Source organism: Campylobacter sp. BCW_6467 (assembly GCF_001762855.1).
Taxonomy (GTDB): domain Bacteria; phylum Campylobacterota; class Campylobacteria; order Campylobacterales; family Campylobacteraceae; genus Campylobacter_D; species Campylobacter_D jejuni.
Map to the genome: position 1 here is coordinate 201,975 of NZ_MJXP01000052.1, position 16,213 is coordinate 218,187.

14 protein-coding genes and 2 pseudogenes are annotated in these 16,213 nt (G+C 28.7%); 1 reads left to right on the top strand and 15 read right to left on the bottom strand.

What is annotated here, in order from left to right; genetic code table 11:
* The 12 genes from rfbH to AJ888_RS08830 form a co-directional block, all read right to left on the bottom strand.
* Positions 1 to 1,323: a lipopolysaccharide biosynthesis protein RfbH gene (rfbH, locus tag AJ888_RS08775; RefSeq protein WP_002861854.1), complete on the bottom strand. Its 1,323-nt coding sequence runs from the start codon at positions 1,321 to 1,323 to the stop codon at positions 1 to 3.
* The gene (locus AJ888_RS08780; protein WP_002861855.1) at positions 1,323 to 2,243 is read right to left on the bottom strand and encodes an NAD-dependent epimerase/dehydratase family protein; all 921 of its coding nucleotides are present in this window, start codon (positions 2,241 to 2,243) and stop codon (positions 1,323 to 1,325) included. Before AJ888_RS08780 ends, rfbH begins: the two co-directional genes overlap by 1 nt.
* On the bottom strand, positions 2,243 to 4,000 hold the full coding sequence (locus AJ888_RS08785) for a thiamine pyrophosphate-binding protein (RefSeq protein ID WP_002861856.1): 1,758 nt from the start codon (positions 3,998 to 4,000) through the stop codon (positions 2,243 to 2,245). Before AJ888_RS08785 ends, AJ888_RS08780 begins: the two co-directional genes overlap by 1 nt.
* Positions 4,000 to 5,091, bottom strand: coding sequence for a CDP-glucose 4,6-dehydratase (gene rfbG, locus AJ888_RS08790; protein WP_002861857.1), 1,092 nt, complete (start codon positions 5,089 to 5,091; stop codon positions 4,000 to 4,002). Before rfbG ends, AJ888_RS08785 begins: the two co-directional genes overlap by 1 nt.
* Positions 5,092 to 5,103: 12 nt before the next feature.
* The gene (gene rfbF, locus AJ888_RS08795; protein ID WP_002861858.1) at positions 5,104 to 5,904 is read right to left on the bottom strand and encodes a glucose-1-phosphate cytidylyltransferase; all 801 of its coding nucleotides are present in this window, start codon (positions 5,902 to 5,904) and stop codon (positions 5,104 to 5,106) included.
* A 3-nt stretch (positions 5,905 to 5,907) separates the two neighbouring features.
* Positions 5,908 to 6,867 carry an alpha-1,2-fucosyltransferase gene (locus AJ888_RS08800; RefSeq protein WP_002861859.1) on the bottom strand — a complete coding sequence of 320 codons (960 nt, stop codon included), beginning with the start codon at positions 6,865 to 6,867 and terminating at the stop codon, positions 5,908 to 5,910.
* Between the two features lie 11 nt (positions 6,868 to 6,878).
* Positions 6,879 to 7,898, bottom strand: coding sequence for a hypothetical protein (locus tag AJ888_RS08805; RefSeq protein WP_002861860.1), 1,020 nt, complete (start codon positions 7,896 to 7,898; stop codon positions 6,879 to 6,881).
* A gap of 356 nt (positions 7,899 to 8,254) precedes the next feature.
* Entirely contained in the window at positions 8,255 to 9,418 is a 1,164-nt protein-coding gene (locus tag AJ888_RS08810) for a DegT/DnrJ/EryC1/StrS family aminotransferase (RefSeq protein ID WP_002861861.1), read from the bottom strand.
* 4 nt (positions 9,419 to 9,422) lie between these two features.
* The gene (locus AJ888_RS08815) at positions 9,423 to 10,364 is read right to left on the bottom strand and encodes an NAD-dependent epimerase/dehydratase family protein (protein ID WP_002861862.1); all 942 of its coding nucleotides are present in this window, start codon (positions 10,362 to 10,364) and stop codon (positions 9,423 to 9,425) included.
* The gene (gmd, locus tag AJ888_RS08820) at positions 10,357 to 11,499 is read right to left on the bottom strand and encodes a GDP-mannose 4,6-dehydratase (RefSeq protein ID WP_002861863.1); all 1,143 of its coding nucleotides are present in this window, start codon (positions 11,497 to 11,499) and stop codon (positions 10,357 to 10,359) included. Before gmd ends, AJ888_RS08815 begins: the two co-directional genes overlap by 8 nt.
* A gap of 2 nt (positions 11,500 to 11,501) precedes the next feature.
* Entirely contained in the window at positions 11,502 to 12,872 is a 1,371-nt protein-coding gene (locus tag AJ888_RS08825) for a mannose-1-phosphate guanylyltransferase/mannose-6-phosphate isomerase (protein ID WP_002861864.1), read from the bottom strand.
* Between the two features lie 32 nt (positions 12,873 to 12,904).
* On the bottom strand, positions 12,905 to 13,732 hold the full coding sequence (locus AJ888_RS08830) for a glycosyltransferase family 2 protein (RefSeq protein ID WP_002861865.1): 828 nt from the start codon (positions 13,730 to 13,732) through the stop codon (positions 12,905 to 12,907).
* A gap of 58 nt (positions 13,733 to 13,790) precedes the next feature.
* On the opposite strand from AJ888_RS08830, the gene waaF reads away from it, so the two are divergent.
* Entirely contained in the window at positions 13,791 to 14,741 is a 951-nt protein-coding gene (gene waaF, locus AJ888_RS08835) for a lipopolysaccharide heptosyltransferase II (protein WP_002861866.1), read from the top strand.
* Here the strand turns inward: waaF and AJ888_RS08840 are convergent.
* The 3 genes and pseudogenes from AJ888_RS08840 to AJ888_RS09545 form a co-directional block, all read right to left on the bottom strand.
* Positions 14,727 to 15,505 (bottom strand): annotated as a pseudogene (locus AJ888_RS08840) (glycosyltransferase family 25 protein). The gene waaF and the pseudogene AJ888_RS08840 overlap by 15 nt on opposite strands.
* The gene (gmhA, locus tag AJ888_RS08845; protein ID WP_044794534.1) at positions 15,502 to 16,065 is read right to left on the bottom strand and encodes a D-sedoheptulose 7-phosphate isomerase; all 564 of its coding nucleotides are present in this window, start codon (positions 16,063 to 16,065) and stop codon (positions 15,502 to 15,504) included. The pseudogene AJ888_RS08840 and the gene gmhA overlap by 4 nt, the downstream one beginning before the upstream one ends.
* A pseudogene (locus AJ888_RS09545) lies at positions 16,062 to 16,213 on the bottom strand (bifunctional heptose 7-phosphate kinase/heptose 1-phosphate adenyltransferase); the annotation flags it as partial. The pseudogene AJ888_RS09545 and the gene gmhA, both read right to left, overlap by 4 nt.

The following is a 16,213-nucleotide window of genomic DNA, read 5'->3' on the forward strand; positions in this document are numbered from 1 at the left end:
TTACCTTTTAACAAATTCTCTAATTTTTAATATTATATAGTCTATCATATCATCATTCATTCCAGGATACACGCCTACCCAAAAACTATCATTCATTATTTTATCCGTAACTTTTAAACTGCCTATTACTTTATAATCTTTATTTATTTTTAAAGCATTAAAAGCTGGATGTCTTATAATATTACCAGCAAATAAAGTTCTTGTTTGAATATTATACTGCTCCAAAAAATTGGTAATCTCGTTACGACTAAAATCACTATTTTCTTTTACAGTCATCATAAAACCAAACCAACTAGGTTCAGAATTCGGTTGTTTTTCAACTAATTTTAATTGTTCAATATCTTTAAGACCTTCATAAAGTCTTTGATAATTATATTTTCTTTTCTCTATAAAATCAGGAAGTTTCTCCAATTGTGCACATCCTATAGCAGCCTGCATATCTGTAACTTTCAAATTAAACCCAAAATGAGAATAAACATATTTATGATCATAGCCTTTAGGTAAAGTTCCAAAATTTTGAGCAAAGCGACAACCACAAGTATTATCCATCCCACTTTTACACCAACAATCTCTTCCCCAATCTCTCATAGATAATATAATTTTTTTAAGTAAAAGATTATCTGTATATACAGCCCCACCTTCACCCATAGTGATATGATGCGGAGGATAAAATGAGCTAGTTCCTATATCCCCCCAAGTTCCTGTCATTTTTCCATCATATTTTGACCCCAAAGCATCGCAGTTATCTTCTATCAACCAAAGATTGTATTTATTACAAAACTCTTTTACAGCTTTTACATTAAAGGGATTCCCCAATGTATGTGCTATAATAACGGCTTTGGTTTTGGAGCTTAAAGCTAATTCAAGTTGATCTATATCTATATTAGCATATTTTAAATTCATATCTACAAATACAGGAACTGCACCATATTGGATTATTGGTGCTATAGTAGTAGGAAATCCCGCTGCAACAGTTATAATTTCATCACCTCTTTGAATTTGTCTTTCTTTTAATAATGGAGAAGTTAAAGCAAAAAAAGCCAATAAATTAGCAGATGAACCAGAATTAACCAAAAAAGCCCATTTAATACCTAAAAATTTAGCTAAATCTTTTTCAAATTTTTCAGAATATTTGCTATAAGTAAGCCAAAATTCCAAAGAGCTATCAACCAAATATTCCAACTCTTTTTCATCAAAAATACGACCGGCATAATTAATTTTAGATTTTTTGCTAATAATTTCATTAAATTTCGGCTTATGATACAAATTATAATATTCTTTAACTTTGTTTAAAATTTCTTTTTTTAATTCTTGAATTAACATTATTCGTTTTCCTTTAACTTTTGAATCATTTTCAAATATAAATCATCAACAACTGCTTTACTATCAATTTTATCTAAATTTCTCCAATAATATGCTTTCATATTGCTAATCGCTTTTTTATGAGAAGTAAATTTAAATCCATTCATTTCAGATAAAATTCTATCATTATTAGCCGTATATTCACTATTTAATCCCTTATTTAAAATTATCACATCTGATTTAAAATCACTTAAATCATTTACAATATTTGCAATAGTTAATAAATCTACCCTATATCCCTCTCCGCTAGTTGCGTTATAAATCTGGTGACACATATCATGATGCAAAGCATAATCAATTATTTTAATAAGATCTACAATATAAATATAATCAAAAAAACAATTTTGATTGATAACTATAGGAAGTTTTAAAAAATTTTTACATATAGTATTTGAAATAAATTTAAAACGATAATCCTCATATTCTCCATAAACTCCAAATAATCTTAAGTGTATAACATTTTTGTAATTTTTTATTAATTTGGAAACAATCTGCTTATAAAAACCGTAAGAATCCAAAGCATAACCTCTACACTCTTCTTCTTTCACATTGATTATATTATGATGTTTTCCATATTCAGCACCACTTCCAAAAGATAAAAATTTATAAACCTTATTTACATGCTTTAATAAATTAAGAAAAATTCTTAAATTATATTCAACAGTATTTTGAAAACCGATTTTATACTCTCCTTTGTTGGCTAAATGTATAATAATATCAATTTTATGATTTTTAATAAAATTATCTACGGCACTTTCATCTATTAAATCTAATTCTTTGCTATTAGGGCAGTGTAAAGTATAATATGAGTATTTTTGTTGCAAATACTCTTTTAAATGCTTACCAATAAAACCATTTGACCCTGTAATAAATATATTCATTATTTATCTTTTTTACAAAACATTAATTCTTTTAATTTAGCAGGCTTCATAAAAGGATACATGTTTTCTATAGATTTCCCTATAATTAATTTTGGCTCAACAACAGTTAGTTTATTATTTAAAACAATATCTATAACCTCAGGTTGAGAATTTGAAAAAACTGTGTTAATAATCCTATCAAAAGAATTTAAACTTTTTATAGTTCTAGATCTAATCCCATAAGCTTTAGCAATAAGCTTAAAATTAGGAACACTATAGTCCTTAATGGTTCCTATATAATTTTTATCGAAATATATCTCTTGAAATTGCCTAACCATCCCTAAATTTTGATTATTAAAAATAAAAATTTTAATAGGTAAGTTACGCCTTTTAATTACTTCTAATTCTTGAATGTTCATTTGAAATCCACCGTCTCCTGCAATTACAACCACAGATTGTTTATTTGCAATACAAGCACCTATTGCACATGGCAAGGAAAATCCCATAGCTCCCATTCCACCAGAAAAAAGTATTCGAGTATTTTTTAATACATTTAACGCCTGAGCTGCCCACATTTGATGTTGTCCAACATCAATGCAAAAAATCATGGCATTAGCCTTCTTAGATATCTTTGAAATTAAAAAATTCTCTATCTTGATATTACCATAAATATCTTTATTGCTTGGCAATATTTTGATTATATTCTTAACCCAATTTCTCCATTGATCACACTTGCATTGAAAATTATATTTAATAATCCTACTTAAAAACAATTTAATATCGCTAGAAATTTGTATTTTTACCGGAATTTTTTTTCCTAGTTCATTCTTATCAATATCCACCTGAATAATCTCTGATTTCTTAGCAAATAATTTTAAATCTGTGCCAGTTTGCCTAGTATCCAAACGCGAACCCAATACCAAAATAACATCGCTATTAGCTAAAGCTAAATTAGCACAACGATTTCCATAAGAACCAATTAATCCCAAATTTAATTCAAATTCACTCTCAACAACATCTTTACCCATTAAAGAATGAACAACAGGCAGATTATATTTTTTTAAAAAAAAATCTAATATTCTACAAGCATTAGAATTTCTAACACCTCCACCTACCAAAACTATAGGACTTTTAGCCATACTAAGCTTGGAAATAGTATTTTTTATTTGACTTACTAGCAAATCATTATTTGCAATACAAGTTTCTTGCATATTTAAATGTTCTTTTGATTTAAAAAAACTTCTAGCTTGGTTAAAATCAATTTCTGCTCTTTGAATATTCATAGGTATATCAATTAAAACAGGTCCTTTTCTTTGAAAATGAGAAATAAAATGTGCTTTTTCTAACTCATATCTTAAATCCTCTATTTTATTTACCATTACAGCATATTTTGTAATAGGTTTTACAATCTCTACAATATCCGTTTCTTGAAAACCAATTTGTCTTGAAGATTTACTATAATTAAATTCATAAGTATTTACTTGCCCTGTAATACACAATAAAGGGACAGAATCAAAATAACAGCTCCCTATAGTAGTGATTAAATTTGTAGCACCAGGACCACTGGTCGCAATTACTACTCCCGATTTTCCTGTAATTCTTGCATAACCTTCAGCAGCAAAAGCGCTGCCTTGTTCTTGAATTCCATTTATCATTTCAATATTAGAATTTTTTGAGATAGAATCATAAATATGAGCCACAGCTCCACCAATATAACCAAAAACTTTATCAACTTTATTTAATACAAGAAAGTTAACCAAAAAATCACTTGCTTTCATTAATTAAAAAAACTTTCCAAATTATATCTATTGGTTAAATTATTTAATTGAGCAGTGCTAATAATATTCCCTTCATTATAAAAACTTCTATACCATTCTATTGTCATTTTTATACTTTCTTCGCTTGTAAAAAATGAATTCCAAGATAACATCTTTTTTGCTTTGGAAGGATCTAACATCAACAAATTTGCCTCATGCGGAGCATTTAAATCTACTTTACATTGATAAGAAATTTTATCCCAAAAATTTTTTGCTATTTTCAATACTTCATTAACTGTTAAATTTCCACTTACTTCTGGCCCAAAATTAAAACTTGTAGCAAACTCGGTATCCCCTTGAAATAATTTTCTTCCAAGTAGTAAATAACCATATAAAGGTTCAAGAACATGTTGCCAAGGACGCGTTGAATTTGGACTTCTAATTTCAACTTTTTTATCACTAACACAAGCTTTAATAATATCAGGTATCAACCTATCTTCACTCCAATCACCGCCACCAATTACATTTCCAGCTCTAGCAGAAGCAATTAATATTTGATGTTTGCTGCCAAAATCATCGACATTAAAAAAACTCTGCCTCATCGAGTCAATAACAAGCTCGGCACAAGCTTTACTAGCACTATAAGGATCATAACCACCCAAAGTATCATTTTCTCTATATCCCCAAAGCCATTCTTTATTTTTATAAACTTTATCAGTAGTTATCAACACAATTGCCTTTAAATTTTTAAGCTTTCTAGAAATATTTAAAATATTTAATGTGCCAATTGTATTTGTTTGAAAAGTATTATAAGGATCTTGATAGCTTTTTCTTACTAGTGGTTGAGCTGCTAAGTGAAAAATAATCTCTGGATCGCTATTTATCAAAGCTTTTTCTAACTCTACCTTATCATTAATGTCTGAAAAATAACTGTTTTCATAAAGTCTTTCACCACCAAGAAGGTCAAAATGATTAATCTTAGTATTTGGCTTCAAAGAATAACCATCAACCTTAGCACCAAGATTGTACAACCATAAACCCAACCAAGAACCTTTAAAACCCGTATGACCTGTAAGAAAAACTTTTGTGTTTTCATAGATTTTAAATGACATAGCAACTTTTCCTTATTTATCAAGCCATAAAGCCCAAGGAGCTTTATTATTTATCCACATTTGAGTTAAATCGCTCTTATCTTTTAAAGTATCCATACATTTCCAAAAGCCATGATGTTTATAGCTATAAAGCTTACCATCTTGAGCTAAATTTCTTAACGGAGCTTGTTCAAAAATAGTTTCATCGCCTTCTTTTATGTACTCAAATATCTTAGGTTCACACACAAAAAAACCTCCATTAATCCAACCTGCATTATTCAAACTAGCATCGCCTTTAGGTTTTTCTGTAAAACTTTTTATACAATTTGTATCATTATCTATATCCAAGGCTCCAAATTTTCCTTCAGGCAAAACAGAAGTCATTGTAATATACCCACTATGACTTCTATGAAAATTTATCAACTCTTTGATATTCACATCACTTACCCCATCACCATAAGTAAGCATAAAAGTTTCATTACCCACATAAGGTTTTGCATGTAAAATTCTACCTCCTGTCATAGAGTCTTGTCCAGTATAAAGCATGGTAACCTTCCAAGGCTCATGTCTGGTGTTATGAATTTGAATAGAATTATTTGACATATCTACTGTTATATCGCTGTATTGTGTATAATAATTCATAAAATAGTCTTTTATAACATGACCTTTATACCCTGTTAATATAATAAAATCATTAAAACCATAGTAACTATAAATTTTCATTATATGCCAAAGAATAGGCTTTCCACCTATCTCTACCATAGGCTTGGGCTTTAAATTTGTCTCTTCTGAAAGTCTTGTTCCAAAACCACCCGCCAAAATTAAAACTTTCATTAATCAATCACTCCCTTTGATTAAAAATTTTCTTAATAATATCTGACGAATATAATAATAAATCTTTATCAAAATTTTATATTTTATTTTTTTTATCTTAGGATTAAAAGGTTCCATGTTTTTAGGCTCAAAATTAATCATCATAATATTACTCATAGAAAAAAGCATATAATTATACTTAGGCGTTATAAACAAAGTTTCTTCTTGAGATAACAGTTTGGCGCCCAAACCCATACTGCCATGTGATCCTATTATAATTTTACACAATGAAAGAAAATAAAGATCTAAGTAACCTTTTTCTGGAGTATTTATATCACATATAAAATAATCTAAATTTTCAATATGTGGCGCAATATTATCCTTAACCCATTTATTATCATCGCTAAAGAAATAAAATTTAGCATCACTATACATTGACCTCACTATATTAATGCATTTAAAAAAATAATCTACACTAGTTGGCTTTCCATAAACAACATGTTCTTGACTTAAATCTCCTCTTCGAACATGAACTCCACAACTCCTATTTCTTTTAATTTCATTGGCTAAAAATTTTATCTTATTATCACTTAACAACTCTAAAGGATTAAAAAATTCACGAATTTCTCTACAAATTTCTACAATATCACATTTTGAATTATAACCAACAACATATAAAGGTGGTTGGTATTCTAAAACTAATTCACTATCTACCCTAAATTTTTTATATTGATCAATTTCCGACTTACTTGCAATTTCAATGGAAATATTTGGAAATATTTTAGGAATATCCCAATTTATATTATAAGTCTTATCATAACCTTTATTTATATTATAAAATCCTAATCCTTCCTCTTCAAACCAAGTAATATCATATTTTACTTTATATCCTTTTTTTTCAAAAAGCTTTCCTATTGCAAAAAAATAAAGTTGACTTACAATTCCTCCATCAACTCTTATTATAACAAAATTAGATTCTAACATCTTATTCCTTGCTACCCAATAAACAATTGCTCATAGAGATGATTTTCGCGATTAATATATTTTAATGCTCTATAATAATTATCCTTAATGGCTGCTAAACGCTCTTCATAATCTTTTTCATTGCATTGCTTTAAAACATATTCTATTCTATCTATATCATTCGGAGAAATTTCAATAATTCCATCCAAATTGAAAAAATCACCAATTTTAGTTGCACCTATATATATGGGTATGCACATTGATATAAAACAATCCAAAATTTTTTCAGTGAAATAATAAGTAGAAATTTCATTTTCAACTACAATTTGATAACGATACTTATCCAAAGATTCTGATTTAAAACAAATAGATCTATTTACATAAGCACCAAATACATCAACCATTTCTCCGCCTATTTCTCTTACCTTATCTGCTAAAGTATTTCTTACTATATGCAAAGGTGTTAATTGCTTTCCAGATACCACCATAGAAATATTTTTATTCTTAATTTTAAATTTATCTTCTGTATATTGCAATGGATCGTTTATATCCGTATAGCACCATACACCCATTGTATAAATCATTTTAGCATGAGGATATTGGTTTAAAAGTTTTTCATCGTGCGTAATAATATATTGAAATTCACTACTTAAAATTTTATTTTTTTCTAAAATTTTATATGGTTTTTCACAAATAGATCTCGGTTCTAAAATCCATGCAATTTTCTTAGAAGGTCTTCCCATTGTTTCTAAAATTGATTCTCCTGTATAAAAATGAGTATCTAGGCTAAAATTAAATCTATCCCATAAAAAATATTTATTTTCAACTTTACTATGAGCACATCCATAAGGATTATGAGCAAAATGTTTGTCTCTAATAAAAAATAAATCCATTGGTAAACCAGATTGATTATAAATTTTTGGTTTTAAATTAGAAATTATAGCATTTTGCTCATACCAAGGTAAATAAATAGAACCATAAATTTTATGATGAATTTTTCCTTGTTTATTTCTTATTTTATCAATCATATTTTGAATAAATTTTATTCTCACCCAATAACCTTTTATTTTCAAATGCTGTATTTATATTATATAATAACTTTAACTAATTTTCAAATTTGATAAATATAATTTAGAGTTGTTTTATATTTAACATAATAAATTTCTAATTTTCAGAATTTTTATAGTTGATTAATAATTTTTTAAATATATAAATAATAATATAGAATTTCATATTATATTTAAAACATTATTAAAGATTTTCTAATAAAGAAAAAATTTATTTTGACTTCTAAAAAATATCTTTATACATTCTTTCAAAAATTTATTCATTTTTCTTAATTTTATTCAACCTCTATGCAATTTTAAAATAACCTTATAAAAAATTAAAAATACACCTTAATTTATTTTTATACATCTAACGCCTTTTTCAATAAATCAATTTGCTCACTAATATCAAACTGATGATTTCCGATAAATAAACCTTTCTCGTGAATATATTTTGCATTTTTCAGATCTTGATGAATTTCATAGTCAAAATATTTAATCACTTCATTTTGTGTAAAATCTCCAGTAGCTATAGGACGGTATTCTATATCATTTTCTTCTAGTTTTTTAATGATATCTTTTCTTTGCAATTTAGAATTTGGTCTAATCACTAATGAAAATCCAAACCAAGAGCTACTTCCGATTTCTTTTTGCATAATAAATTCAGGATGATTTTTAAAATATTCACAAAATAATTTAGCATTTTCCCTGCGGTGTTTTAAAAACATAGGTAATTTTTTAAGTTGCTCTATACCTATAGCTCCGCTCATTTCTACAGGACGAACATTGTATCCTGGTAATACAAAACGAAATGCTTCGCTAAACCAATCATCGCTTTTATTGGCAACTAAATTTTCTTTTGGTAAATTTCTAGTCCATCCATGTGCTCTTAAACAAAGCAATATATGATACAACTCCTCATGATCTGTAATAACAAAACCACCTTCCATTGTAGCCATGTGATGAGAGAAAAAAGTAGAAAAAGTCCCCATAATGCCAAAAGTTCCAGCTTGTTTGCCTTTATATTCAGCACCCATTGACTCGCAGTTGTCTTCAAGCAAGATAATATCTTTTCCCTTGATAAGATTATTAATCACATTAAAATCATTAGGATTTCCTAATAAATTTACAACCATGATCATTTTTGTTCTATCACTAATGGCGCTACTTAAAGCATCTAAGTCGTAATTTAGTGTTTCTAAATCAATATCTACAAATTTTAATTTCAAGCCATACTGGTAAAGCGGATAATAGGTAGTACTCCATGATACCGCAGGAACTATAACTTCATCTCCTCTTTTTAATCTAGGATTTGTTGTATAAAATAATGCTGCTGTTGCTATCAAATTTGCAGTAGAACCTGAGCTTGTCATAACAGCATATCTAGAACCCACAAATTTAGCAAAATCTTTTTCGAATTCAGCTACTTTTTTACCCATAGTAAACATATCGCTTTTAATAACATCTTGTATTGCTTGCAATTCCTTTTCATCCCAAGTTGATGAGGCTAGTGTATATTTTTCCATTATTTTATACCTTACATATCTTATCTAAATAATATTTATATGTCTTTTCAAGTCCTTCTTCTAAACCAGTTTTATATTTCCAAGAAAAATTAGCAACTTGAGATATATCTACTAATTTTCTTTCCATCCCTACAGGCTTCAAAGTATTATGAACAAAAATTCCTCGATAATCTACAACTTTCGCAATCATATAATAATACTCATCAATTGCATAATCCACACCTGTACCTATATTCATATTCTGAGGTAATAAATCAAAATTTTCAATAGCATGAAAAATAAAATCTGCTAAATCCTCTGCATACATAAATTCTCTTTTAGCCTTACCATCTCCCCAAATTTCAACTTTATCTACATTGTTCATTTTTGCATTATGAAGCTTAGCAATCACAGCAGGCACCATATGAGAATTATCCAAATCGAATTTATCATATTTGCCATATAAATTGCAAGGTATTATAGTTTTATAAAAAAAATCTTGAGATGTTTTTGATATATATTCACAAGCTTTAACAGAAAGTATTTTAGCTAATGCATATCCTTCATTCGTAGCCTCTAGCTCTCCTTTCAATATCATATCCTCGCGCAATGGATTTTTTGCATTTTTTGGATATATACAAGAACTAGCAAGATTTAAAATCTTTCCAACATTATTTTTAAGACAAGATGAAATTAAATTAAGTCCTATATAAGAATTTTCCATTAAAAATTTAACAGGATTTTCAATATTTACCTTAATTCCACCAACTAATCCAGCTGCATGAATCACTAAATCCACCTTGTTACACTTAAGATAAGAATCCAAAGAAGCTTGATTTAACAAATCCAATTCTTCTCTTTTTGGTGATAAAAAATTATACTGTTGTGCCTTGTAATAATTTAAAATATTTTTACCAACCATTCCTCCGGAACCAGTCAATAAAATAGTTTTTATCTCCTTACTCATAATACCTCATTATTTTATATCCACCTTGTTTTAAATAAACATCTTTAGTCATTAATTTCAAATCGCTTTGCATCATATCTTCAACCAAATCTTTTAAATCAAAATCTCTACTCCAGCCTAATTCTTTTTCAGCCTTACTAGGATCACCCAAAAGCAGATCTACTTCAGTAGGACGAAAATATCTTTTATCAACCGCCACAAGTGCTTGCCCTATTTTTAAATGTGATAATTCAAGTCCAAGTTCTTTGGCACGATCTTTATCTAGCTTTGCCACAAAACCCTTCTCGTCAATACCACACCCTTTAAATTCAAGCTCAATTCCGCAATATTTGAAAGCAAGTCGAACAAAATCTCTTACCATAGTTGTTTTACCTGTAGCGATAACCCAATCCTCTGCTTTATGATACTGCAAAATCATCCACATCATTTTAACATAATCTTTAGCATGCCCCCAATCTCTTTTTGCATCTAAATTTCCAAGATAAAGCACATCTTGCAAATTTAAGGCAATTTTTGCCACAGCTCTTGTAATCTTACGAGTAACAAAAGTTTCTCCACGAACAGGACTTTCATGATTAAACAAAATCCCATTGCAAGCAAACATATTGTAAGCTTCTCTATAATTTACCGTTATCCAATAAGCATACATTTTAGCAACCGCATAAGGACTACGTGGATAAAAAGGTGTTTTTTCATTTTGTGGAGTTTCTTGTACTTTTCCAAAAAGTTCTGAAGTAGAAGCTTGATAAATTCTTGTTTTTTCACTCAGACCCAAAAACCTCACAGCATCAAGTATTCTTAAGGTTCCTATGCCATCAGCATTGGCTGTATATTCAGGCGTTTCAAAACTCACATGCACATGACTCATTGCTGCAAGATTATAAATTTCATCAGGCTTTATTTCAGCCACAATACGAGTTAAATTCATAGAATCCGTCATATCACCATAATGCAAATAAAAATCATTAGCCTTATTATGATGACCCTCAAACAAATGATCAATTCTATCAGTATTAAAAAGTGAAGTTCTACGCTTTATACCATGAACTTCATAGCCTTTATTTAATAAAAATTCTGATAAATAAGCTCCATCTTGTCCCGTTACACCTGTTATTAATGCTATTTTTTTACTCATATTTACTTTCTTTCAAAATCATCTTCAAATCTTACTATATCATCTTCTTTTGTATATTCACCCACTTGTGCTTCTAGCAAAACTACAGGAATTTTACCCTCATTACTTAAACGATGCGTTTGACCCATTTGAATATAAGTGGATTCATTAGGTCTTACAAGAGTTTTAACCCCTTCAACCTCAACGCTTGCAGTTCCACTAAGCACTATCCAATGTTCATTTCTGTGAAAATGCTTTTGAAGGGAAAGTCTTTTTCCTGGCTTTACTTCAATGCGTTTAATCTTATAGCCTTTTTCATCTTCTAAGATTGTATAAGTACCCCAAGGACGATGAGTAACAAGATGATTTTTACTTAAATCTTCATCTTTTTGAATGCTTTCATAAACTAATCTAACCTTTTGGGTAGATTCTTTTTTGCTTATCAATAAAGCATCATCTGTATCCACGATCACAAAATCATTTAAATCGATTGTAGCTATAAATTTTTTCTTATTATTTGAAAAAATAAAATTATTTTTAGAATCTACAAATTTAGTTTTTATATTGGAAAAATTTTCATTTTCATTTTTCGGAAATTCCTTAGCCAAACTTTCAAAACTCCCTACATCACTCCAATCAATATCACTTGGAACAACTTTTATAGAATCTGATTTCTCCATTAAAGCATAATCAATACTCAAAGATGGGATTTTTTCCATATCTTCTTTTTGTATCTTAATAAAATTTTCTGTTTTCAATGAATTTTTATAAGCTACATAGCATCTATCATAAATGTCTTTTGCATATTTTTGCATTTGTTTTAAGAAAAGATCAACCTTAAAAACAAACATTCCCGAATTCCAAAGAAAATTACCTTTTTTAATAAATTCTTTGGCGGTATTTAGATCTGGTTTTTCATAAAATCTTAAAACCTCGTTGCACTCAAATTCTATATATCCATAACCTGTTTCTGGATAGTTAGGCTTTATACCGAAAGTAATAATTTTATCTTCTTTTGCAAGTTTTGTTGCTTTTTCCACAACTTTATGGTAATTACTCTCATTTTTAATCAAATGGTCGCTAGGAGTAACCAAAACCAACTCTTTTTTAGATAAAGAAAAACACGCTAAAGTTATAGCCGCTGCTGTATTTTTAGAGATAGGCTCTAAGAGGTAATTAATATTTTTATCTATTTTAAGCTGATCTAAGGCTAAAAAATACTGCTCTTGATTTGAAACAATCAAAATTTGAGAACAAATCTTAGAGTTTCTTTCATAGCTTAATTCAAAAAGAGATTTATTATTAAAAATTTGAATAAATTGCTTAGGCATTAAAGCTCTACTTAAAGGCCAAAGCCTTGTTCCACCACCACCGCAAAGAAGTATATTTACCATAAAAAATCCATACAATTATCCTAAACTAAATATTATATTAAATTTTCCTTTAAATATCTTGAATTTAAATCCTTTTCTTCCTTTTCTAAAACCTCGAACAATTTCTGATGAAATTCATCATGCAAAAAGCCTTTAGATAGTCTTTTTATCAACTCATTACTTTTCTTTTTATCTTGATAATTTTGATTTAAAATTTCTTTATTTTTGTTTTCATATCTTCCATTTGGATTAAATTCATAATGATAAATACAAGTTTTAAAAACAGCTATTTTATCACAAAACATAAAATAAACATAACAAAAAAGCACATCTTCGCCGTAACTCAAACGCTCATCTATTTTAACTTTTTCAAAAATTTTTAAGATCATATCTTTTCTAAAACACTTCGCCCAAACCGACCAGCAAAAATGCCTTTGTTTACTTAAAAAATCTAAAAATTCCTTTTGATTAAAAACTTCATCTTGTTTAAAACGATAAAATTGTTTGGTTTTTACCCTATGTACAAAGGCATCAAAACAAAGCAAATCAAAACCTTTTTTCATCTCTTTAAACGCTGTTTCACAAGCATCGAGTGTTAAAAAATCATCACTATCTAAAAACATTATAAAATCAGAACTAGAATGCAAAACTCCCAAATTTCTACTTGCAAAAGTGCCTAAATTTTCTTCATTTTGAAAGATGTTTATTCTTGGATCTTTTTTAGCAAATTCTAAAACCATATTTAAACTATTATCTTTACTTTTATCATCAATAATCAAAATTTCAATATCTTTTAAAGTCTGATTTATACAACTTTGCAAAGCCCTTGAAATAAAATCACAAGAATTAAAAAGCGGGATTATGATCGAAAGTTGTGGCATATTTTTCCTAAATTTTGTTAAAATAATAAAAACAATTCTATCAAAGTTTAGGAAATTTATGAAAATTTTTATACATCTTCCCACTTGGTTAGGCGATGCAGTGATGGCTTCACCTGCTTTATACGCTATAAAAGAACATTTTAAAAATGCCCAATTTATTCTTTATGGATCTTTGGTTTCCACAGCACTTTTTAAAGAATTTCCCAATTCTAAAATCATCATAGAAAATAAACAATCCCGCTATAAACAAGCCCTATCTTTACGCAAAGAATTTGGTAAAATCGATCTTAGCTTTGCTTTTAGATCTGCGTTTTCTTCTAAGATTATCTTGCATATTCTTAAAACAAAGCAAAGATATTTTTTTGACAAAAACAAGCACAAAGAGGAACATCAAGTTTTAAAATACCTTTATTTTATAGAAAACTCACTTGATATAAAAGCTCATTTTAAAAACTTAAAACTTCCCTTTAAGCTAAAATTTCAAGCTCCTCTTGTCTTGAAAAATGGTAAAAAAATTCTAGGACTCAACCCTGGTGCAAGCTTTGGAAGTGCAAAAAGATGGGATGCAAGTTATTTTGCTAAAGTGGCTTTAAATTTCAGCCAAAGTCATGAAATTTTAATCTTTGGCGCAGGAAAAGCCGAACAAGAACTTTGTAATGAAATTTATCAAATTTTAAAAGAACAAAACATAAAAGTAAGAAATCTTTGCAATAAAACCACCATCAAAACCCTTTGTCAAAATATCGCTTTTTGCGATCTTTTCATCACAAATGACAGTGGACCTATGCACATAAGTGCGGTTTATAAGGTAAAAACCGTGGCTATTTTTGGCCCTACGAAATTTACTCAAACCTCGCCTTGGCAAAATAAAAATGTAAAATTAGTACATTTAGGTCTAGCTTGTATGCCTTGTATGCAAAAAACCTGCCCTTTAAAACACCACAAATGTATGAAAGATTTAAAGCCTGAAAGAGTAATAGTAGAGGCTAGAAATTTACTTAAGCTTTAATCGATTTTTTATATATATAATAGATGATAACCTTAAAATACTTGAGTAAAATCTAAAAATTTCTCTGATAATTTTTCTATAAATTTTTATTTTTTGACTATTACGCCCAAGTTGCGAAATATTGCTTTGCAATTCCAAACTATGTTTTAACAATAAAGGCTTTTTAATAATATTTAAAACTTTATGTTTATAAATTTTATCCATATAATCATCAACAGACATATAAATAAATTGCGCTTTTGATATAATTTTTTTTGCGGCACTAGGTTTTAATACATAACCTTGGGTTCCAGAAAGATTCTTAAAACTTAAATAATACCCCCCCCCACCATAACTCTCGCTCAAAAAATACAATCTTTTATCAAATAAATAACAAAGTCTTATATATTCATATTCACTCTTTAACAACCCATCTATATATTCTTCTCCATTATTTAAAAATTCATCACTAAATTCCACGTCATCTTCGAGGATGATTATAGGCTCATCAAGCTTCACACATTCTTGCCAAAGTTTATAATGACTCACAAAAAACAAGCTGTATTTCCCAAATCAAGATCTTTTCCATAAACCCAAGAGCCCCACCAAGGAAAATGATCTTTAAATTCCAAATGTTCTTTATTTTTAGCATCAATAGCTTTAAAGAAAATAAATTCTAATTTATTTTTTAAACTAGGATTTTTTTCAAAAAGCTTTTGAATTTGTTTTTTCATATGCTCTTTTCTATCTAAAGAACGCTCTAAATTGATGATAAAAACTTTCATTTATAACTCTCATCTACAATCTGACAAAGTGTGTGTATGATTAAAATGTGCATTTCTTGAATTCTAGCCGTATCATCGCTTGGTACAACAAGATTATGATCGCAAAGCTTATTCATCGTTCCACCACCTTTTCCGCTAAGCCCTAAACAAAGCATATTAAGTTCTTTTGCTTTTTTAAAAGCTTCTAAAACATTAGGGCTTTTTCCACTGGTTGAAATGCCGATTAAAATATCATTTTCATTTCCTAAAGCTTCCACTTGTCTTGAAAAAACAAACTCAAAACCATAGTCATTTCCTATAGCACTAAGTGCCGAAGTATCGGTTGTAAGTGCTATACCTGCTAAAGCCTTGCGTTCTTTTTTATAACGCCCACTAAGTTCAGCTGCAAAATGCTGGGCATCAGCTGCACTTCCACCATTTCCACAAATCAAAATCTTACCATTTTTTTTAAGACACTCACACAAAAGCTCACCTATTTTAGCGATTTGTCCTTTTAAAATTTCACTTTCTTGAGCGATTTTTTGATGTTCTTGCCATTCTTTTTCTACTAAATTTATCATTTTTTATCCTTAATCTTTTCTATAATCTTACTTGTGCTAAATCCTTCTTCAAAGTCGATTAATTCAACTCTTGAAACGATATCTGCACCCACAACAAGCTTATCTTTATAATCAGCTCCTTTAACCAAAATATCGGGTTTTAAAAAGC